The organism is Micromonospora sp. BRA006-A, from assembly GCF_033433935.1.
GTDB lineage: Bacteria > Actinomycetota > Actinomycetes > Mycobacteriales > Micromonosporaceae > Micromonospora > Micromonospora aurantiaca.
Window position 1 is genome coordinate 3465343 of sequence record NZ_JANCLW010000001.1, and the last position, 20158, is coordinate 3485500.

General features: G+C 74.3%; 17 protein-coding genes. 10 read left to right on the plus strand and 7 right to left on the minus strand.

Features of this window, described 5'->3' with window-relative positions; translation table 11 throughout:
* The first annotated feature begins 28 nt into the window (after positions 1–28).
* Positions 29–532: an Lrp/AsnC family transcriptional regulator gene (locus NMK34_RS15670; RefSeq protein ID WP_128138189.1), complete on the plus strand. Its 504-nt coding sequence runs from the start codon at positions 29–31 to the stop codon at positions 530–532.
* On the opposite strand, the gene NMK34_RS15675 is transcribed toward NMK34_RS15670, so the two are convergent.
* Both NMK34_RS15675 and NMK34_RS15680 read right to left on the minus strand, forming a co-directional pair.
* The gene (locus tag NMK34_RS15675; RefSeq protein WP_318334017.1) at positions 465–1076 is read right to left on the minus strand and encodes a histidine phosphatase family protein; all 612 of its coding nucleotides are present in this window, start codon (positions 1074–1076) and stop codon (positions 465–467) included. The two genes, NMK34_RS15670 and NMK34_RS15675, sit on opposite strands and share 68 nt — an antisense overlap.
* A 57-nt stretch (positions 1077–1133) precedes the next feature.
* A complete protein-coding gene (locus tag NMK34_RS15680) occupies positions 1134–2102 on the minus strand; it encodes a DMT family transporter (RefSeq protein ID WP_318334018.1) in 969 nt (322 codons plus the stop codon).
* Positions 2103–2175: 73 nt separating this feature from the next.
* Between NMK34_RS15680 and NMK34_RS15685 the strand changes: the two genes are divergently transcribed.
* Together NMK34_RS15685 and NMK34_RS15690 are read left to right on the plus strand one after the other, a co-directional pair.
* Positions 2176–3093: a LysR substrate-binding domain-containing protein gene (locus NMK34_RS15685; RefSeq protein ID WP_318334019.1), complete on the plus strand. Its 918-nt coding sequence runs from the start codon at positions 2176–2178 to the stop codon at positions 3091–3093.
* A gap of 122 nt (positions 3094–3215) precedes the next feature.
* Entirely contained in the window at positions 3216–3410 is a 195-nt protein-coding gene (locus NMK34_RS15690) for a CsbD family protein (protein WP_018784383.1), read from the plus strand.
* Positions 3411–3467: 57 nt separating this feature from the next.
* Here the strand turns inward: NMK34_RS15690 and NMK34_RS15695 are convergent, their stop codons facing one another.
* The gene (locus tag NMK34_RS15695) at positions 3468–4874 is read right to left on the minus strand and encodes a KamA family radical SAM protein (protein WP_135240117.1); all 1407 of its coding nucleotides are present in this window, start codon (positions 4872–4874) and stop codon (positions 3468–3470) included.
* A 143-nt stretch (positions 4875–5017) separates the two neighbouring features.
* On the opposite strand from NMK34_RS15695, the gene NMK34_RS15700 reads away from it, so the two are divergent.
* The 6 genes from NMK34_RS15700 to NMK34_RS15725 are packed head-to-tail and all read left to right on the plus strand — an operon-like array spanning position 5018 to position 11689.
* The gene (locus NMK34_RS15700) at positions 5018–6079 is read left to right on the plus strand and encodes a zinc-binding alcohol dehydrogenase (RefSeq protein ID WP_318334020.1); all 1062 of its coding nucleotides are present in this window, start codon (positions 5018–5020) and stop codon (positions 6077–6079) included.
* Between the two features lie 4 nt (positions 6080–6083).
* Positions 6084–7655 carry an amidohydrolase gene (locus NMK34_RS15705; RefSeq protein WP_318334021.1) on the plus strand — a complete coding sequence of 524 codons (1572 nt, stop codon included), beginning with the start codon at positions 6084–6086 and terminating at the stop codon, positions 7653–7655.
* Positions 7652–9211 carry a lysine 5,6-aminomutase subunit alpha gene (locus NMK34_RS15710; protein WP_318334022.1) on the plus strand — a complete coding sequence of 520 codons (1560 nt, stop codon included), beginning with the start codon at positions 7652–7654 and terminating at the stop codon, positions 9209–9211. Before NMK34_RS15705 ends, NMK34_RS15710 begins: the two co-directional genes overlap by 4 nt.
* Positions 9208–9963 carry an OAM dimerization domain-containing protein gene (locus NMK34_RS15715; RefSeq protein WP_318334023.1) on the plus strand — a complete coding sequence of 252 codons (756 nt, stop codon included), beginning with the start codon at positions 9208–9210 and terminating at the stop codon, positions 9961–9963. The genes NMK34_RS15710 and NMK34_RS15715 overlap by 4 nt, the downstream gene beginning before the upstream one ends.
* Positions 9960–10352 carry a hotdog domain-containing protein gene (locus NMK34_RS15720; protein WP_318334024.1) on the plus strand — a complete coding sequence of 131 codons (393 nt, stop codon included), beginning with the start codon at positions 9960–9962 and terminating at the stop codon, positions 10350–10352. Before NMK34_RS15715 ends, NMK34_RS15720 begins: the two co-directional genes overlap by 4 nt.
* A 14-nt stretch (positions 10353–10366) precedes the next feature.
* On the plus strand, positions 10367–11689 hold the full coding sequence (locus NMK34_RS15725) for a glutamate mutase L (protein WP_412098887.1): 1323 nt from the start codon (positions 10367–10369) through the stop codon (positions 11687–11689).
* A 446-nt stretch (positions 11690–12135) separates the two neighbouring features.
* Here NMK34_RS15725 and NMK34_RS15730 read toward each other — a convergent pair whose 3' ends face one another.
* From NMK34_RS15730 to NMK34_RS15745, 4 genes are all read right to left on the minus strand, one after another.
* Positions 12136–12918, minus strand: coding sequence for an ABC transporter permease (locus NMK34_RS15730; RefSeq protein WP_318334026.1), 783 nt, complete (start codon positions 12916–12918; stop codon positions 12136–12138).
* Positions 12915–13889 carry an ATP-binding cassette domain-containing protein gene (locus NMK34_RS15735; protein WP_318334027.1) on the minus strand — a complete coding sequence of 325 codons (975 nt, stop codon included), beginning with the start codon at positions 13887–13889 and terminating at the stop codon, positions 12915–12917. The genes NMK34_RS15730 and NMK34_RS15735 overlap by 4 nt, the downstream gene beginning before the upstream one ends.
* A 68-nt stretch (positions 13890–13957) precedes the next feature.
* Positions 13958–17068 carry an ATP-binding protein gene (locus NMK34_RS15740; protein WP_318334028.1) on the minus strand — a complete coding sequence of 1037 codons (3111 nt, stop codon included), beginning with the start codon at positions 17066–17068 and terminating at the stop codon, positions 13958–13960.
* Positions 17069–17119: 51 nt separating this feature from the next.
* Positions 17120–18436, minus strand: a complete 1317-nt coding sequence (locus tag NMK34_RS15745) for a low temperature requirement protein A (protein WP_318334029.1) — start codon at positions 18434–18436, stop codon at positions 17120–17122.
* 112 nt (positions 18437–18548) lie between these two features.
* Between NMK34_RS15745 and lnt the strand changes: the two genes are divergently transcribed.
* Entirely contained in the window at positions 18549–20138 is a 1590-nt protein-coding gene (gene lnt, locus NMK34_RS15750; RefSeq protein ID WP_318334030.1) for an apolipoprotein N-acyltransferase, read from the plus strand.
* Positions 20139–20158 lie beyond the last annotated feature (20 nt).

Here is a 20158-nt window from a genome sequence, read left to right on the forward strand (position 1 = left end):
GAGCGCTTTTCCGGCTACTGTGCAGCGCGTGGAGGAGATCGACCGTGCCATCGTCGCCGCGCTGACCGGGGACGGTCGGCTGTCGTACACGGATCTGGCCGAGCGGGTGGGCCTGTCGGTGTCGGCCGTGCACCAGCGGGTCCGCCGGCTGGAGCAACGCGGGGTGATCAAGGGGTACGCCGCGCGGGTGTCGTTCGAGGCGCTGGACCTGCCGCTGACCGCGTTCGTGGCGATCCGGCCGTTCGACCCGTCGCAGCCGGACGACGCGCCGGAGCGGCTGGCGCACCTGCCCGAGATCGACTCGTGCTACTCGGTGGCGGGGGAGGACTTCTATCTCCTGCTGGTGCGGGTGGCCGGCCCGGCCGACCTGGAGCGGGTGCTCCAGGAGATCCGTACCGCCGCGAACGTCACCACACGCACGACAGTGGTGCTGTCCACGCCGTACGAGAACCGGCCGCCGAAGATCAGTGGTGAGCTGACCGGCCGGGGGCGTCCCCGCCCGTCGGCGGAGCCGGCAGGTTCCACCGCCTGAGCACCCGCCGGCCGTGCTCGTGACCGAGCACGCTGAGCGTGGCGGTGTCCAGCCGCAGCAGCGCCCCGGCCGAGGGCGGCAGCCCGATCCAGCGCGCCCCGAGCACACGAAGGCTGTGCCCGTGCCCGACGAGCGCGACGTCGCCCTGTTCGAGCAGTGGCGCGATCCGGTCCAGCACGCGGTCCAGGCGGGCGCCCACCTGCTCCGGTGACTCGCCGCCGGGGCCGCCGCCGGTCCAGATCGACCAGCCGGGCCGTTCGGCCTGGATGTCGGCGGTGGTGCGGCCCTCGTACTCGCCGTAGTTCCACTCGGCCAGGTCCGGCTCGACGGCGTCGACGGTGAGCCCGGCCAGGGCGGCGGTGCGGGTGGCGCGCTGCCGGGGGCTGGACAGCACCCGGGCGAAGCGCCGGCCGGCGAGCAGCGGGGCCAGCGCGCGGGCCTGCCGCTCGCCGTCGGGGGCCAGCTCCAGATCGGTGTACGAGGTGTGCCGGTGGGCGGCGCTCCAGGTGGTCTCGCCGTGCCGGATCAGCAGGATCTCGTTCACCGGCCCAGTCAACCACGCCGGGGCGGGCCGGGCCCGGCGACGGTTCGCGCCGGCGCGCTACCGGGCCGCCGGCGCCGGTTCGGTGTCGCGTGCCGCCGCCGGTCGGCCGGGTGCCTCTTCCCCGGGGAGAGCGCGCCCGCCGCGCAGTTGCAGGACCGCCACGGAGGCCAGCACCAGCGCGCCGCCGGCGAGCTGCGCGGGCGTCAGTGCCTCGCCGAGGGTGAGCGTGGCCAGAGCGGCGGTGACCACCGGCTCGAAGGTGGACAGGATGGCCGCGGCCGACGGACCGGTCCGCTTCAGCCCGGCGAAGAAGGCCAGCATCGCCACGACCGTGGAGATCACGGCGATGGCGGCCAGCCAGAACCATCCCCGCCACCCGAAGCTCAGGTCGACGCCGCCGGTGACCAGGGCGCGAGCGCCGAGGGTGCCGGCGGCGCCGGTCATGACCAGCGCCGACAGCGCCACGGGTGCCAGCCGGTGCACGACGGTGTCGGAGACCAGGATGTAGACCGTGTAGGTGACGGCGGCGGCGAAGGCCAGCAGCGCCCCGAGCGGATGGAAGCCCGCGCCACCGGCGCCGAGCAGGACCAGCAGCGTTCCACCCGAGGCGGCAACAAGCGCCGCCCCGCGTCGCGGGCTGAGCCGGTCCCGGCCGAGCAGGACCGCCGCCACCGTCACCAGGACCGGGTACGTGTAGAGGATCAGCGCCAGCAGGGACGCGTCCATCAGTTCGAGCGCGGAGAAGTACAGGCTCGCCTGTGTGGCGTACCCGATCGCGCCCAGCCCGAGGGCGACGGCCACCACCCGTCCACGCCTCGTCGCCGGCCGCCCACCTCCGGCGTCGCCCGGTGCCGCGCGGCGCAGGCCCGGCCGGATGAGCAGGACGAGCCCGAGCAGGACGGCGGCCAGCCCGAAACGCACAAGCAGCAGAGCCGTCGGGGAGACACCGGCGTCGTACGCGAGCTTGCCGAAGACGGCCATCGCGCCGAAGCAGGCGGCGGACAGGAGACACAGTGCGGCACCCACGCGCCAAGGATCACCGGCACCGACTGCCCAGGTCCAGCGATGAATTCCGCAAGTGAGTCATTAGGATTCCCGCATGATCGAGCTGGACCTGCGGCGGTTGCGCTTCCTGCGGGAGTTCGAGGAGCGCGGCACGATGGCCGCTGTCGCCGCGGCTCTGGGCTACAGCCCGTCGACTGTGTCGCAGCAACTGGCGCTGCTGGAGAAGGAGGTGGGCGTCCGGCTGCTGGGCCGGGCGGGCCGGGGCGTACGGCTCACCGAGGCCGGGCACGTGCTCGCCCGGCACGCCCGGGTGCTGCTGTCGGCGGCGGAGGCGGCGGAGGCCGACCTGGCCGCCCTCGACGGTGACGTCCGGGGGACCGTCCGGGCGGGCGGCCTGCAGTCGGCGGCGCGCCGCCTGCTCGTGCCGGCCGTCGCCCGGATGAGAGCCGAGCACCCGCGGGTCCGGGTGGAGATCTTCGAGCTGGAACTCGAACAGTCCCTGCCGGGCCTGCGCCTGGGCACCGTCGACCTGGTCATCGGCGACGAGTACGACAGTCAGCCCCGCCCTCGCCCGGCGGGGCTTCGTTTCACGGTCCTGCTCGAGGAGCCGTTGCGGCTGGTGCTTCCCGTCGCGCATCCCCTCGCCGGGTCCGGGGGACACGTCGCGGTCACCGACCTGCGGTCCGAGGTGTGGACCGCGTCCGCCGAGGGCACCGGGCACCACGCCATGGTGGTCGGGACGTGCCGTCGTCTCGGCGGCTACGAACCGGACCTGCGGCACCGTTCCAGCGACGCGGACGTCCAGCTGGAGCTGGTCCGGGCCGGGGCCGCGGTCGCCCTGATGCCGGCGCTGACGCTGCCCGGGGACGACCCGGCGCTGGCGGTGCGGGGCATCGCCGAGACCGACCTCCGGCGCCGCCTGGTGGCTGTCACCCGGGACACGCCACCGGCGCCCGCCCTCACCGCGTTCCTGGCGGCCGTCACGGACCGGGTCCGCGCCCTCGGCCGGTAGGCACCCCCTTCAACCTATTATCCTAGGATGCCCTACGCGATGTGCGCCGGTCAACGGCGTTTGACACGACACGCACCGGGGACGCGACAAGGGCAAGGCGCAGCCGGACGAGGGAGGGCGACATGAGCTTCACCGACAAGGCGAAGAACAAGGCCCAGGAGATGAGCGGCATGGCCAAGGAGCGGATCGGCGACGTGACCGACAACGAGCGGTTGCGGGCCGAGGGCGCCTCCGAGCAGAGCACGGCGCGGGCCCGGCAGGCCGGGGAGCACGCCAAGCAGGCCGGCCGCGACGTCAAGGACGCCTTCGACAAGTGAGTACGCGAACGGCGGGCCACCTCAGCGATGAGGTGGCCCGCCGTCGGGTGTCCGGGGTCAGTCGTCGCGGTGGGCGAGCCACCAGGCCTGGCCGGCCTCCGGCAGCGTGTCGATCGGGTCGTAGTACGCGTAGCGCTTGTTCAGCGCCTCCAGGTCGGCCGACTCGATCGAGGTGCGGTAGTTCTTGGTCCAGTACGAGATGCCGCGCTCGCGGTCGTAGTCGGTGAGCATGTGCACCCAGCGCTTGCCGACGAACGGCACGTCGCAGACGATCCGCGGGGTGGCGTAGCCGGGCAGGTAGCCCATGATGTCGTGCTGGAGCTGCTGGGCGTGCCAGACCGGGACGCGCCAGTGCTCGGCGTTGGGGATCATGTCGCACATGTAGAAGTAGTACGGCAGGATGCCCGCCTCGCCCTGGAGCGCGAAGCAGAGGTCGAGCAGGTCGGCGCTGGTGGCGTTCACGCCGCGCATGAGCACGCCCTGGTTGCGGACGTCGCGGACGCCGACGTCGAGCGCGGTCTGTGCGGCCTTGGCGACCAGCGGGGTCAGCGACTGGGCGTGGTTGACGTGGGTGTGGATGGCCAGGTTGACGCCGCGTCGGGCGGCGGTGCGGGCGACCCGTTCGAGGCCCTCGACCACGTCGGGCTGGAGCCAGTGCTGGGGCAGGCCCATGAGCGCCTTGGTGGCGAGCCGGATGTCGCGGATCGTCTCGATCTCCAGCAGGCGCATCAGGTACGACTCGAGGTTGCGCCACGGCACGTTGGCGACGTCGCCGCCGGAGACGACCACGTCACGTACGCCCGGGTGTGCCTTGAGGTAGGTGATGTGGGCGTCGTAGCGGTCGACCGGCTTGAGGGTGAGCTTGAGCTTGTCGACGGCGGGGGTGGAGTTGCCGACGAGGTCCATGCGGGTGCAGTGCCCGCAGTACTGCGGGCAGGTGGAGAGCAGCTCGGCGAGGACCTTTGTGGGGTAGCGGTGGGTGAGGCCTTCGGCGACCCACATGTCGTGTTCGTGGAGGCTGTCGCGGCTGGCGTACGGGTGGGACGGCCAGTCGGTGCGCCGGTCGGAGGCGACCGGGATCATGTAGCGGCGGATCGGGTCGGCGAGCAGCGCCTCGGTGCTCATCGGCTCAAACGGCACCATGGTGTTGAGCATCTGCGGCGGGACCAGCATGGACATGGTGGCCAGCGCCTTCTGGTCGGCCTCCAGGTCGGCGTAGAAGGTCTCGTCGACGGTGTCGCCGAGGACGGCGCGCAGCTGCTTGATGTTCTTGACGCAGTTGACCCGTTGCCACTGTGCGCTCTCCCACTGGTCGCGGGTGATGTGGCGCCAGCCGGGGAAGCGGGTCCAGTCGGGTTCGACGAGGGGCGCGCGGCGGTATTCGTAGGGCTGTCCGGCGGTCGGAACGGCGACCGGCGCGGGGCGGGGCGTCGGGATGGTCTCCACCGGTTGGGTCTGGGTCACGGCCCCTCCTCGTCAGTGTGCGGTTTGATCAACGGATGCGTAGGCTACTGGAAAATCTGCGGTGAAGAAATTAGTCTGCCGGAAGTTTTCCCGCGACGCGACCCCTGGCCGGGGGTTCGGGCGGCTGGACATAGGGGGTCGGCGTGACGTCACCGGTGGGTCTGCACCGAGTCGTGGAACCGGCGGGGGTGCTCCCGCAGGCGGCCTGGCGGCTGGACCCGGACCCGCGGATCGCGGCTAACGAGGTGCGGATCCGGGTCGAGCGGCTGAACCTGGACGCGGCGAGTTTCCGGCAACTGGCGGAGAAGCACGGCGGCGACGGGGACAAGGTCCGCGCCGAGGTGCTGGAGATCGTGTCGGCCCGGGGGAAGATGCAGAACCCCGTGACCGGTTCCGGCGGCATGCTGATCGGCACCGTCGAGGAGGCGGGCCGCCGGTCGCCGCTGGGCCTGAAGCCGGGTGACCGGGTGGCGACGCTCGTGTCGCTGACGCTGACGCCGCTGACGATCACCGACGGGCTGGCCCGCTGGGACGGGCGCAGCGAGCAGGTGCCGTGCGACGGGTACGCGATCCTGTTCGCCCGGTCGATCGCGGCGGTGCTGCCGCCCGACCTGCACCCCGAGCTGTCCCTGGCGGTGCTGGACGTGTGCGGGGCGCCGGCGTTGACGGCGCGGGTGGTGGCCGAGCAGGTGGCGCGGCGCTCGCGTGAGGGTGATCCGCGTCCGGTGTCGGTGGCGGTGATCGGCGGGGCCGGCAAGAGTGGGTCGTTGTCCCTCGCGGCGGCGCGGCGGGCGGGCGCCGCCCGTACCGTCGGGGTGGTTCCGGTGGTCGCGGAGCGGGACGCGCTGACGGCGGCCGGGCTGGCCGACGTGGTGGCGCTGGCCGACGCGCGGGATCCGGTGGCGCTGTCGACGGCGGTGACGACGGCGCTGGGTGTGCCGGCGGACGTGACTGTGGTGTGCGTGGACGTGCCGGGGTGTGAGCACGGTGCGGTGCTGGCCACGGCGGACGGCGGTACGGTGATCTTCTTCTCGATGGCGACGAGCTTCGCGGCGGCGGCGCTGGGTGCGGAGGGCCTGGCGGCGGACGTGACGATGCTGGTGGGCAACGGGTACGTGCCGGGACACGCGGCGCTGGCGCTGGATCTGTTGCGGGCCGAGCCGGGGGTGCGCGGCCTGTTCGAGGCGCGTCTGACGGCAGACTGAGACCATGACGAACCCCTCGACGCTGTATCGCGGTGGAGTGCTGCACTGTCCGGCGGACCCGAGCGCGACGGCGCTGCTGGTGCGGGACGGGCGAATCGCCTGGTTGGGTACGGACGCGGACGCGCCGCGCGCGGACCGGGTGGTGGAGCTGGGCGGTGCGCTGGTGACGCCGGCGTTCGTGGACGCGCACGTGCACGCGACCGATACCGGGTTGGCGTTGTCGGGGCTGGATCTGTCGGCGGTGCGGTCGGCGGCCGGGCTGCTGGAGGCGGTGTCGGCGTTCGCGGCGGGTCTGCCGGGTGACGCGGTGGTGCTGGGGCACGGCTGGGACGAGTCGGGCTGGGCGGATCCGGCGTTGCCTGATGCGGCGGCGCTGGACCGGGCGGCCGGTGGGCGGCGGGTGTATCTGTCGCAGGCGTCGATCCATTCGGCGCTGGTGTCGGCGGCGTTGCTGGCGGCGTGCCCGGAGGTGGTGTCGGCGGCCGGGTACGAGGTGTCGGGGTGGTTGCGGCGCGACGCGCATCATGTGGTGCGGGCGGCGGCGTTCGCGTCGGTGTCGCGGGCGCAGCGGGTGGCGGCGCAGCGGCGGGCCCTGGAGCACGCGGCGTCGCTGGGTGTCGCGGCGGTGCACGAGTGCGGTGGTCCGGACATCTCCGACGAGGAGGACTTCACCGGGCTGCTGGCGATCTCGGGGGCCGGGGTGCCGGAGGTGTACGGATACTGGGGTGAGCTGCTGGGCGCGGCGAAGGCCCGGGAGCTGGGCGCGGTGGGCGCTGGTGGTGACCTGTTCGCCGACGGGGCGCTGGGGTCGCGGACGGCGCACGTGTCGGCGGCGTACCTGGACGGTGAGGCGGGGGCGTGCGGGCACGGGTACGTGTCGGCGGAGCAGGTTCGTGATCATCTGCTGGACTGTGCGGCGCACGGGTTGCAGGGCGGGTTCCACGCGATCGGGGACGCGGCGATCGGGACGGTGCTTGCGGGTTTCGGTCTGGCGGCGCGGTCGCTGGGTGTGGACCGGTTGCGGGCGGCCCGGCACCGGGTGGAGCACGCGGAGATCATGAGTAAGGCGTTGATCGCCGGGTTCGTGGAGTACGGGATCGTCGCGTCGATGCAGCCGGCGTTCGACAGGTTGTGGGGCGGCGCGGGCCGGATGTACGAGTCGCGGCTGGGGTTGGCGCGGTCGTTGGAGTCGAATCCGATGGGTGCGATGCACGGCGTCGGGGTGGCGCTTGCGTTCGGGTCGGACTCGCCGGTGACGCCGCTCGATCCGTGGGGGTCGGTGCGGGCGGCGGCGGCGCATCACAACCCGGCGCAGCGGATGAGTGTGCGGGCGGCGTTCGCGGCGCACACGCGCGGCGGGTGGCGGGCGGTGCACCTCGACAACGAGGGTGTGCTGGCGCTGGGGGCGCCGGCGACGTTCGCGGTGTGGGACACCCCGGCGGGCGTGGAGCGGGGGCTGCCGGTGGTGCAGGCCGAGGATCCGGAGTTGCGGGGCGCGGACGATCCGACGCCGCTGCCGGTGTGCCGGGCCACGGTGTTGCGCGGTGACGTGATCTATCAGGAAGGGTCTTCGTGACAGGGAAGCTTGGGTTGGATCCGGCGCTGGTGGCGCGGGCGCGGGAGTTGGCGCGCCGGGCCGGGCAGCCGGTGGTGGATCTGGCGCGTAGTCACACCACGGTGTCGGTGGAGCGGGCGGTGCTGCGGCTGGCCGGGGTGACCGGCGCGGACCCGGACGGCATTCCGTGGGTGAACCGCCTCGTGGACGCGGTGGTCGCGGACGTGGGGCTGGGGCACGGGGTGGCGGCGCCGGTGTTCGACGCGCTGGCGCGGGAGGGCATCACGGATGTGACGTTGCTGGCGCAGAAGGCGGCGGCCGGGTCGGTGCGGTTCGCGCAGCCGTCGGGGAGGGCGGCGACGGCGGCGCGTCGCGCGTCGCGTAAGGCGGTGGCGGCGGGGGTGCGGCGCATCGACCGGCGGCGCGCGGAGCGGGACCGCCTCGTCAAGCGGTTCGGTGACCCGGAGCGGCGGCCGTGGATCTACCTGATCGTGGCGACCGGTGACATCTACGAGGACATTCCGCAGGCGCAGGCGGCGGCGCGGGCCGGCGCGGACGTGATCGCGGTGATCCGGTCGACGGGGCAGTCGCTGCTGGACTACGTGCCGGAGGGGGCGACCCGGGAGGGGTTCGCGGGCACGTACGCGACGCAGGAGAACTTCCGGTTGATGCGGGCGGCGTTGGACGAGTCGTCGCGGGAGCTGGGCCGGTACGTGCGGTTGACGAACTACGCGTCGGGTCTGTGCATGCCGGAGATGGCGACGCTGGCCGGCCTGGAGCGGCTGGACATGATGCTCAACGACTCGATGTACGGGATCCTGTTCCGCGACATCAACCCGATCCGTACGTTCGTGGATCAGCGGTTCTCGCGGCAGGTGCACGCGCGGGCGGGCATCATCATCAACACCGGTGAGGACAACTACCTGACCACCGCTGATGCGGTGGACGAGGCGCACACGGTGACGGTGTCGCAGTTGCTGAACGAGTTCTTCGCGCACGAGGCGGGGCTGGCGGACTGGCAGCTGGGGCTGGGGCACGCGTTCGAGATCAACCCGGATGTGCCGGAGTCGTTCCGGTTGGAGCTGGCGCACGCGTTGCTGGCGCGGGAGTTGTTCCCGGATGCGCCGTTGAAGTGGATGCCGCCGACGAAGCACATGACCGGTGACGTGTTCCGGGGCAACCTGCTGGACGGGTTCTTCAACCTGGTGGGCACGATGACCGGGCAGGGGATCCTGTTGGTGGGGATGATGACCGAGGCGGTGGTGACGCCGTGGTTGTCGGACCGGGACATCGCCCTGCAGAACGTGCGGTACGTGCTGGGCGCGGCGGGCGGGTTGCACGAGGATTTCGTGCCGGCGCCGGGTGGGTTCATCCAGGAGCGGGCGCACCGGGTGCTCGGTGAGGCGGTGGACCTGCTGGAGCGCATCGGGGACCAGTCGTTGCTGACGGCGATCGCCGAGGGCACGTTCGGGATCATGAAGCGGCCCGCGGACCGGGGCAAGGGCCTCGACGGGGTGGCGCGGCACGAGGCGGACTACTACAACCCGGCCACGGAGATCCTGGAGGTGGCGGCGTGAGCGAGAAGACCGTCGTGCGGCCGTACGGGGACACCACCGGTGACGGCATGGTGCAGGTGTCGTTCACGTTGCCGGTGCCGCACGACAAGCGGGCCGAGGGCGCGGCGGTGCAGCTCGCCAACAAGATGGGCATGGACCCGGCGATGCTGGTGCACGCCAAGCCGATCGGTGACGGGTTCACGTTCTTCGTGGTGTACGGGCGGGTGAATCACCTGGTGGACCTGGCGAAGGTGCAGGTGGTGGAGCGTGACTATCCGCTGCTGTCGGCCAAGGAGGTCAACGCGGTGGTGAAGCGGCGGCTGCGCCGCAAGCTGTCGGTGGTGGGCGCCTGCATCGGCACCGACGCGCACACCGTGGGCATCGACGCGATCCTCAACGTCAAGGGCATCGCCGGTGAGAAGGGCCTGGAGTACTACCGGGAGCTGAAGGTCACGAACCTGGGCGCGCAGGTGAGCGTGCCGGAGCTGGTCGAGGCGGCGCGGCGGGAACGCGCCGACGCGGTGCTGGTGTCGCAGGTGGTGACGCAGCGCGACGCGCACCTGCACAACACGCGGGAGATGTCGGCGGCGTTCCGGGAGGCGATGCCGGCCGGGCGCCGGCCGCTGCTGATCGTCGGCGGGCCCCGGTTCGACGAGACGATGACCGGCGAGCTGGGCGTGGACCGGATCTTCGGCCGTGGCACCACCCCGGGCGAGGTCGCCAGTTACCTCGTCCACGCTTTGATCACCTCCAGGAAGGCGGACGTCGCATGAGTGATCCCCGTGTCGGTCTGACAGTCATCCACCGCCGGTACGTGCCGTACTCCCACGCCCACTACGCGGGCAACCTGGTCGACGGGGCGTACGCGCTGGGGTTGTTCGGGGACGTGGCGACCGAGGTGTGCATCCGCACCGACGGTGACGAGGGGTTGTTCGCCTCGTACGCCGACGTGCAGTTCCGGGCGCCGATGAAGGCCGGTGACGTGCTGGAGGTGACGGCGACGGTGACCCGGGTGGGCACCCGCAGCCGCACCGTCGACTTCGCCGCGACTGTGGTGTGCCGGGGCCGCCCGGACAGGGGCGAGTCGGCCGCCGAGGTGCTCGACGAGCCGATCGTGGCGGTCACCGCGACCGGCACGGTGGTCGTGCCAAGTCCGGCGTGAGCCCGAGGAGCGTCGTGTGCGCCGACGTCGGGTCGACGTACACGAAGGCCGTGGTGGTGGACCTCGACGGCGGCCGGCTGGTCGCGGCGGCGTCGGCGCCCACCACGGTGGGCACTGATGTGCTGCACGGCCTGGATGCCGCGGTCGGCGCGGCCGTCGCGTCGGCCGGGGTCGCTGAGGTGCCCTGGTACGTGTGTTCGTCGGCGGGGGGTGGGCTGCGCCTGGCGGTGGTGGGTTACGAGCCGCTGGTGACCGCTCAGGCGGGCCGGCGGGTCGGTCTGTCGGCGGGCGCGAACGTGGTGCACGTCGCGGCCGGGCGGCTCGGTGGGGTGGACGTGGCGGCGTTGCGGGCGGCCCGCCCGGACGTGGTGCTGCTGGTGGGCGGCACCGACGGCGGGGACGCCGAGACGGTGACGCACAACGCGACGCGGCTGGCGAAGGCCCGGTTCCGGGTGCCGGTGGTCCTCGCGGGCAACGCCGACGTGCGCGCCGACCTGCACGCGCTGCTGGCCGGCGCGGGGGTGCCGGTGACGGTGGCCGACAACGTGCTGCCGCGCATCGGGGTGCTGGAGCCGGCGTCGGCGCGGGCGGCGATCCGGGAGGTGTTCCTGCGGCACGTCATCGGCGGCAAGAAGCTGTCCCGGGGTACGCGGTTCGCGCGGCTGGTCCGCGCGGCCACCCCCGACGCGGTGCTCACCGGCGTGGAGGTGCTGGCCGGGACGCTCGGCGGTGACCTCGCAGTGGTGGACGTGGGCGGCGCGACCACCGACGTGTACTCGGTGCTCACTCCCGACGAGCGGGACAGCGGCCCGAGTCAGGAGGTCGCCGGGACGCTGTGGCGGGCCCGCACCGTCGAGGGGGATCTGGGCATGCGGTGGAGCGCGCCGGGTGTGGTGCGCGCCGCAGTCGAGGAGCGGCTGCTCGACGCGGCCGAGGAGGCGGAGCTGACGGTCGCGGCGGCGGTACGGGCCGCCGATCCGGGGTTCCTGCCCGCCGGTGACGGCGAGCGGGCCGTGGACCGGCGTATCGCCTCGTTGGCGGCGACTGTGGCGTTGCGGCGGCACGCGCGGGGTGCGGCGACGGGGGAGCGGGCCGGGCGGGATCTGCGGGAGGTGAAGCTGCTCGTCGGCTCCGGTGGGGTGCTGCGGCACGCCGACCCGGGCGACGCGGCGGCGGTGCTCGACGCGGTGCTGACCGACCACGCGGGCGGGTGGGCGTTGCCGCGGGCGGCCCGGCCGGTCGTCGACGTGGACTACGTGCTGGCCGCCGCCGGGCTGCTCGCCGAGGAGCATCCGGGTGCGGCGGCGGCGATGCTGCGGCACCATCTCGGCGCCTGACGCACGCCGCGAACAGGGCGGAAATCGAGACGCGCCGACGCGACACGCCGTGTCGCAACACACGACAGGCCCGGGTGGGTTGACAGCGGCGGGGGTCTACGCCGTACCGTCTTTGAGTCCTACCACGGGAAGCGGCTGTTGTTCGCTTCGTCCCTTCGTCCGCTGGCCGAGCGACCGGAAGGTTGCGGCGGCCAGGTCCAGCGGGCGGGGGTCGGCGGGGCGGCGCGAACCGGCCGCGGTTACCGGTGTACGGGCAGGGTGAGAGGCACGGCCAGTAGACAACGGCCAGGCGGGGGCAGCCAGTCCACGTCGGGTCGGTCCGAAGGTCGGCGCCGATCGTCTTCGCCCCACCGGCCGGGAAGGGCCTGGGAGCATCGGGGCGCGGCTTCGGCCGCGCCCCGATTTCATCCCCCCGATGTCTCCCCGCGTCAGCGGCCCAGCCCTTGTCAGCGGCCCAGCCGCCGGTAGCGGCGCACCGCAGCCGGCGCGGCCACCGCGATGAGCGCCAGCGGCCAGGCGATCGCCAGTTCCAGTGCGTGCCGGGCCGGCCACGAGTCGCCGCTCAGGCCCGGGTTGCCGAACAGGTCCCGGGCCGCCGCCACTGTGGCCGACAGCGGATTCCAGGCGGCGATCGCGCCCAGCCAGTCCGGCATCAGCTCCGGCGCCACGAACACGTTGGACAGCGCGGTCAGCGGGAACGCCAGCGGGAACACCACCACCGCGACCGTGTCCGGGTTCGGCACGAGCAGCCCGAACAGGATGCCCACCCAGGTCATCGCGACGCGCAGCAGCAGGATCAGTGCCACCGCGGCCAGCGCCGGGCCGGTGCCGTCGCGCCACTGCCAGCCCACCAGCAGCCCGCACACCACCAGCGTGATCATCTCCAGGCAGGCCCGCACCAGGTCGGCGCCGGCGCGGCCGGACAGCAGCGCCGAACGGGCCATCGGCAGTGACCGGAACCGGTCCACCACACCCCGGCCGGTGTCCACCGCGATCGCCGACGCGGTCGCGCCGAGGCCGTAGAGCATCGTCATGACGAACACGCCCGGCAGCAGGAACTCCCGGTAGCTGCCGTCGCCCGGCACGGACATGCCGCTGCCGAACACGTAGCCGAACACCAGCACGAACATGATCGGCAGGCTGAAGTAGATGACGATCTCCTCGGGGGCGCGCACGACGTGCCGCATGTTCCGCCCGGCCATCAGCCACCCGTCGGTCAGGGCCCTCACGACGCCACCCCCACCCGCTGCGCGTCGGCGTGGCCGCCGGTGAGGCGCAGGAACGCCTCGTCCAGTGTGGGACGGCGGACCAGCACGTCGTCCACGGCGATCCCGGCGTCGTCGAGGGCCCGCAGCACGGCGGTGAGCACGGCGATCCGGTCGGCGACCGGCGCGTCCACGCGCCGCAGCTCGACGTCGGCCGTCGCGGTCGCGCCGGTGGCGCGTTCCACCACCGCCGCCGCCGCGGGCAGGTCCGCCGCGTCGCGGACCACCAGTTCCAGGCGGTCGGCGCCGATGCGGGCCTTCAGCCGCTCCGGGGTGCCCTCGGCCACGACCCGGCCGGTGTCGATGACGCACACCCGGTCGGCGAGGTGGTCGGCCTCCTGCAGATATTGGGTGGTCAGCAGGACCGTGGTGCCGTCGTCGACCAGTTCCCGCACCGCCGTCCACAGGCCGTTGCGGCTGCGCGGGTCCAGGCCGGTGGTCGGTTCGTCGAGGAACAGCACCCGCGGCGGCACCACCAGGCTGGCGGCGAGGTCCAGTCGGCGGCGCATCCCACCGGAGTAGCCGCCCGCCGACCGGTCCGCTGCCTCGGTCAGGCCGAACCGGTCCAGCAGCTCGTCGGCGCGGCGGCGGGCCCGGCGCGCGGACAGCCGCCGCAGCCGCCCGAACAGCACCAGGTTCTGCCGTCCGCTGAGCACCTCGTCGACCGCCGCGTACTGCCCGGTGAGGCTGATCGCGGCGCGGACCCGGTCCGGGTCGGAGGCGACGTCGTACCCGGCCACCCTGGCCCGGCCGGCGTCGAAACGCAGCAGCGTGGTGAGGATCCGCACCGCCGTGGTCTTGCCCGCCCCGTTCGGGCCGAGCACCCCGTACACGGTGCCGGCCGGCACGGCCAGGTCGAAGCCGTCCAGGGCGGTGGTGCGTCCGTACGTCTTCCGTATCCCGTCGGCCAGTACGGCCGTCGCGTCGTCGGTCATGGCAGTCAGCGTCACCGGCGTCGCTGACCGGGCGCGTACCGCGCGCGCACCGGGCGGCGCCGCGCCGGTCAGCGCCCGTCGACCAGCGCCAGGGCCCGCTGCCGGGGCAGGTCCGCGCCCCGGGCGTACGCGGTGGCGAACGCCGCCTCACCCAGGTGTTCCCGCAGCTCGGCGGCGGTGGGTGTGCCGGCCGGGGCGTCGGCGGCGCCGGTGCCGGCGAGCAGCGCCGCCGCCGCGCCCAGCAGGCGGGCCGCCGACTCGGGGTCGCCGGCGCGCAGCAGCGGCCCGGCCAGCCCGTCCGCGGCGGCGGCGACCACCGGCACGTCCCACACACCGGCGCCGGCGGTGAGGACCTGCCGGTAGTGGGCGCGGGCCGCAGCCGGGTCGCCGGTGGCGTCGGCGAGCTGGCCGAGCGTCACCAGCGCCGCGAGCCGCACCACATCGGCGCCGAACCAGCCCGACGGGCATTCCGCGACCGCCCGCTCGCACAACGTCCGCGCCCGCTGCGGGTCGCCGTCGCGGCGGGCGATCTCGCCGAGCCCCAGGTACGCGGCGGCGACCAGCTCCGGCGCGCCGGCCGGCCCGGCGATGCGCCGTACCCGCCGGAAGTCCTCGGCGGCGCCGGTCAGGTCACCGGCGGCGAGCCGCCCGTCGGCGCGGGTCCGCAGCAGCTCCGCCAGGTCCAGGGTGGAGCCGAGCTGCTCGGCCAGCTCCAGGGCCTCCGCCATCGGCGCGGCCGCCGACGCGACATCACCGGTGCGGTAGGCCGCCTCGGCGTGGGTGGACAGCGTCACGATCATGCCCCAGCGGTCGTCGAGGGCCCGGAAACCGGCGAGCGCGCCGTTCAGGTCGGCGTGGGCCTGGGCGTGACGGTCGTGCAGCAGGCTGACCATCGCGGTGCCCAGCAGGCCCAGCGCCCGGCTCCACGGGTCGGCGCCGAGCAGCCGGTCCCGGACGGCCTGCTCGTGCAGCGCCGCCGCGTCCTGCGGCGACGGGGGCCCGCTGGCCATGCCGGACAGGTACAGCAGGAACGGGTGCCGGGGCGGGCGGGCCAGGGTCCACAGGATCCGCGACGCGGCGTCGACCTCGCTGCGGTCGCCGCCACCGGCGAGCGTGGCGATCAGCAGGGCCAGCGCGTACTCCTCGGCCAGGCCGTCGGGCGGGCCGTCGACCCGGTCGACCAGCCGCCGGGCCAGCGCCGCGCCCTCCCCGCGCAGGCCCCGCAGCCACCAGTAGAACGCCAGCGCCGCGACCAGCCGCAGCCCGGTTCCGGTGTCCGCGTGCCGCAGCGCCGCGTGCAGGTCGTCGCGGGCGGCGTCGAGGCGGCGCAGCCACCGCTCCTGGCCGCCGCCGCGCAGCGCCGCGTCGCCGGCCAGCGCCAGATCCAGGAAGTACGCGGCGTGCGCGTCGCGCACCCGCCCGGTGTCGCCGTGCTCCGCGAGGCGGGCCGCCGCGAACTCGCGGATCGTCTCCAGCATCCGGTAGCGCCCGCCGGTGGCCTCCACCAGCGACTTGTCCACCAGGCCGGTGAGCACGTCCAGGACGTCGCCGGCGTCCGGCGCGCACACCGCCTGCACGGCGGCCAGGTCGGCGGCGCCGGCGAACACGCTCATCCGGGCGGCCAGCCGCCGCTCCGGCTCGTCGAGCAGGTCCCAGCTCCACCCGACGACCGCCTCCAGCGTGCGGTGGCGGGGCGCCGCGGTGCGGTCGCCGCGGCGCAGCAGCCGGAACCGGTCGTCCAGCCGGGCCGCGACCTGCGTCACCGGCAGGGCCCGCAGGCGCGCCGCGGCCAGTTCCAGGGCCAGCGGCAGCCCGTCGAGGGTACGGCAGATCCGCAGCACCGCCGGGGTGGTGGCGGCATCGAGGGTGAACCCGGGCGACACGTCGGCGGCCCGGTCGGTGAACAGCCGCACCGCCGGGTACGCGGCCGCGGCCTCCGGTGCGGCCGGCCCGTCCGGGGCGGGCAGCCCGCCGACCGGGCACAACGCCTCGCCGGTGAGGCCCAGCGGTTCCCGGCTGGTGGCGAGCACCCGCAGCCCCGGCGCGGCGGCGAGCAGCCGGCCGGTCAGCCGGGCCGCGTCGTCGATGACGTGCTCGCAGTTGTCCAGCACCAGCAGTAGCCGCCGGTCGGCCAGCGCCGCCACCAGCCGGCCGGTCAGGTCGGCGGGGCCGCCGGGGGTGCGCAGGGCGGCGTCGCGCAGGTCCAGCGCGGCCAGCACCGCCGTGGCGACCGGCGCGCCGGTCGCCACGGCGGCCAGCTCCACCAGGCACACCGGCCCGTCGTGGCCGGACGCGACGGCGGTGGCCAGGCGGGTCTTGCCGGCGCCGCCCGGGCCGTGCAGGGTGACCAGCCGCGCCGCGCCGAGCAGCTCGTGCACCCGCCGCAGCTCCGGTTCCCGGCCGACGAAGCTGGTGAGCGGGCTGGGCAGCCGGGCAGCCGGCGCGGCGTCGTCTCGCAGCAGCGCCGTGTGCAGGGCGGCCAGTTCCGCCGACGGGTCGGTGCCCAGTTCCTCGGCCAGCACCCGGCGGGCGTCGGCGTAGACGGCGAGCGCCTCGGCGCGGCGGCCGGCACCGTGCAGGGCCCGCATCAGCAGCCCGTGCAGCCGTTCCCGCAGCGGATGCGCCGCCACCAGGTCCCGCAGTTCGGCGATCAGCGGCGCCCCGGCCGCCGTCAGCGCCAGTTCCGCCTCCACCCGGTCCTCGACCGCGGCCAGCCGCGCCTGGCGCAGCCGGGCCGCCTCGGCGCCGGCGAACGGCGCGTCCGTCACGTCCGCGAGGGGTTCGCCGCGCCACAGGCCGAGCGCGTCGCGCAGCAGCGCCGCCGCGCCGGCCGGGTCCCCGGCGGCCAGCGCCGCCCGCCCGGCCTCGGCCAGCCCGGTGAACCGGTGCACGTCGACCCGCTGCGGATCGACCGCCAGCCGGTAGCCGGCCGGCCCGAACTCGATGGGCGCGCCCGGCAGCAGCCGGCGCAGCCGCGACACCTGCGACTGCAGGGCGTTCGCGGCCTGCTCGGGTGGCCGGTCGCCGTACACGCCGTCGACGAGACGCTGCGGCGCCACGGTGCGGCCGGCGTCGAGGAGCAGCAGCACCAGCAGCGCGCGCAGCCGCCCACCGGCGACGGGCAGCACGCTGCCGTCGGCCGCGTACGCCTGGGTCGCGCCGAGCACACCGAACCGCATGCGCCCGATTGTCGCCTGTCGCCGGTGACGCCCACACTCCCCACCCGCCGGTCACAGGTGACGCCGGCGCCATTCGGACTGCTCCCGCTCGGCGGCGACCTGCTCGTCCAACGCGGTCCGGCGCACCTGGCGACGCCACGGGTCACCCGCGCGCAGGCCGAACAGCACCAGGAAGACGCTGACCGCCGCCAGGATCGCCAGCGCGGCCGCCACCGGCAGCCGGCCCGCCCACGGCAGCCCCACCGCCAGCACGAGCACCACACCGGTGGCGACCGCCGGAATCCGGCGGGTCGCCCGCACCGCCAGCGCCAGCAGTCCCATCATGTAGATGACCACCCCGGCGAACAGCACCCGGCTGTCCAGCACGGCGGCGCGTTCCCGCCAGGGATCGCCGTGCGGGTGGGAGATGACGGTGAGGTAGCGCTTGAGGCCGAGGGCGAACAGGATGATCCCGGTGATCAGCGGCAGGTGCAGGTAGGCGTAGGCGTCGCGGGCGAACGCCGCCCGTGCCCGGACGTCGCGGGTGCGGTGCAGCCGCTGCTCCAGCGCGGGTGCCAGAGTGTCGAAGTACAGCCACCACAGGGCCGCGATGATGGTGACGCCGAGCACCGACGCCACGATCACCGGCCACGTGGCCGGCAGGCCGGCGCTCAGCTTCGGTCCCAGACCGAGCGAAATGATCGACTCGCCGAGCGCGATGAGCAGGATCAGCGCGTATCGCTCCGCCCAGTGAGCGGCGGACACGACTGTCAGCCCGGCGCTGGGGGCGAGGCCCCCGGAGGTGTACTCGATGCAGACCGCGGCCAGCCACAGCGCCAGCGGCAGCCACGTCCCCCACGGCTGCCGGGGTGACTCGGGCAGGGCCGCGGTGGCGAGGATCAACGCCACGCTGGTCAGCGGTGGGAGACCGAGGCGCAGGGCGGTCCGTCCGCGGCGGCTGCTGCGGGCCAGGAACACCAGCACCTGGGCCGCCCGGATGATGAGGTAGCAGCAGGCGAACAACACCAGACCGGGCGGACCGGACTGCCCCTGCGCCGGCTCCTCGGCGAACGCCGACGGTGTGGTCAGCGTCAGCACGAACAGGGCGGCCACCGTCACCGCGCCGACCAGCGGCATCACCCCCTGGTCGGTGCGCACGACGTTGCCCAGGGCGGCGAAGGACACCCAGCACCACCACAGCAGCAACAGCAACAGCAGTCCCGCCAGCAACGACCTGCCGCTCAGGGTTTCGGAGAGGACGTTCGTGACGTTCAGGAACGCGAACACGAACACCAGGTCGTAGAACAACTCCACCCGGGTGACGCGCGAGCCGGGCGCGGTCGGCAGGACACGGCCGCGTCCACGCTCAGCGCTCATGCTGCCGAGCATGGCAGCGGGCTCCGCGCGCCGGGGCGCAGTTGTCCGATCGGTGGCGCAGGGGCGCGGGCCGGCGACCGGTACGGGCGGGTAGCCTTCGGCCCGTGATCGTGGGGAGAAGCCGGTGACGACGCTGGAGCAGGAGCAGCCGCGCACCATCGCCGAGGGGACGCGTCCCCTGCCGCTGACGCTCGCCGTGCCGGCCGCCGTGCTGGCCGGGATGGCGCTGCTGCTGGCGTTCCCGCCGTACGGCTGGTGGCCGCTCGCGCCGGTCGGTGTGGCGTTGCTGGCCGCCGCGGTGCACCGGCGGCGGCTGCGCGCCGGCGCCGGGCTGGGCTTCCTGACCGGGGTCGCGTTGTTCGCGCCGCTGCTGGAGTGGACGAACCTGCACACCGGCTATCTGCCGTGGGCGCTGCTGTCGCTGCTGCAGGCCGCGTACCTGGCACTGCTGGGCGCCGCCACCGCCTGGGTGTCGCCGCTGGCGGACCGGCACCGGGCGGCGTGGCCGCTGCTCACCGGCGTGCTGTGGGTGGGGCAGGAGGCGCTGCGTGACCGCACCCCGTTCGGCGGGTTCCCGTGGGGCCGGCTGGCGTTCAGCCAGGACACGTCGCCACTGCTGAAACTCGCCGCGCTCGGCGGCGCCCCGCTGGTCACGTTCGCCGTCGCGGTCGCCGGTGGGCTGCTGGTGACCGCCGCGTGGCGGGACTGGCGGCGTGCCCCCGGGCAGTGGCGGCCCGTCGCCGGGCTCACCGCCGCGCTGGTGGCGCTGCTCGCCGCCGGCACGGCCGTGCCGACCGGGGTACGCGGCGCGGGCGACACCGTCACCGTCGCGATCGTGCAGGGCAACGTGCCGCGCCTCGGGCTGGACTTCAACGCGCAGCGGCAGGCGGTGCTGAACAACCACGTCGACGCGACGCTGGAGCTGGCGCGGCGGGTCGCCGAGGGCGGGCAGGACCGCCCGGACGTGGTGGTGTGGCCGGAGAACTCCAGCGACATCGACCCGCTGCGCAACCCGGGCGCGGGGGAGCGGATCTCCCAGGCCGCCGACGCGATCGGCGCGCCGATCCTGGTCGGCGCGGTGCTGGTCGGGCCCGGCCGGGGTGAGGTACGCAACGCGGGGCTGCTGTGGCGGCCGGGCACCGGCCCGGATCTGGACCAGGTGTACACGAAGCGGCATCCGGTGCCGTTCGCCGAGTACGTGCCGCTGCGCTCCATCGCCCGCAAGGTCAGCTCCCAGGTCGACCGGGTCCGGTCCGATTTCGTCCCCGGTGACCGCCCCGGCGTGCTGAGCACCGGCCCGGCCGTGCTCGGTGACGTGATCTGCTTCGAGGTCGCCTACGACGGCATCGTCCGGGACACCGTCACCGGCGGCGCGCAGCTACTGGTGGTGCAGACGAACAACGCCACGTTCGACGTGGCCGAGGCCCGCCAGCAGCTGGCGATGGTGCGGCTGCGGGCCGTGGAGCACGGCCGGGCCGCGTTGATGGCCTCCACGGTCGGGGTGTCCGGGTTCCTTTCCCCGGACGGGCGGGTAGACGGTGCGACCGGGTTCAACACCGCCGCGGTGGTGGTGCGGCAGATGGAACTCGGTAACGGGCGTACCCCGGCGACCACGGCCGGGGTGTGGCCGGAGGTGGCGCTGACGGCGCTGGCGGTCGCGGCCCTGGCCGGCGCGGCCGTGCTGCGCCGCCGCCGGGAGGTCGCTCCCGGCTGAGCCGACGAGAGGCGGTGCGA

What these genes read in the sequence shown, in the direction of transcription:
- NMK34_RS15685 (WP_318334019.1), top strand. Translation starts at nt 2,176, where the DNA reads ATGATCGAGCTGGACCTGCGGCGGTTGCGCTTCCTGCGGGAGTTCGAG.
- NMK34_RS15690 (WP_018784383.1), top strand. Translation starts at nt 3,216, where the DNA reads ATGAGCTTCACCGACAAGGCGAAGAACAAGGCCCAGGAGATGAGCGGC.
- NMK34_RS15705 (WP_318334021.1), top strand. Translation starts at nt 6,084, where the DNA reads ATGACGAACCCCTCGACGCTGTATCGCGGTGGAGTGCTGCACTGTCCG.
- NMK34_RS15720 (WP_318334024.1), top strand. Translation starts at nt 9,960, where the DNA reads ATGAGTGATCCCCGTGTCGGTCTGACAGTCATCCACCGCCGGTACGTG.
- NMK34_RS15735 (WP_318334027.1), bottom strand. Translation starts at nt 13,889, where the DNA reads ATGACCGACGACGCGACGGCCGTACTGGCCGACGGGATACGGAAGACG.
- NMK34_RS15740 (WP_318334028.1), bottom strand. Translation starts at nt 17,068, where the DNA reads ATGCGGTTCGGTGTGCTCGGCGCGACCCAGGCGTACGCGGCCGACGGC.
- NMK34_RS15745 (WP_318334029.1), bottom strand. Translation starts at nt 18,436, where the DNA reads ATGCTCGGCAGCATGAGCGCTGAGCGTGGACGCGGCCGTGTCCTGCCG.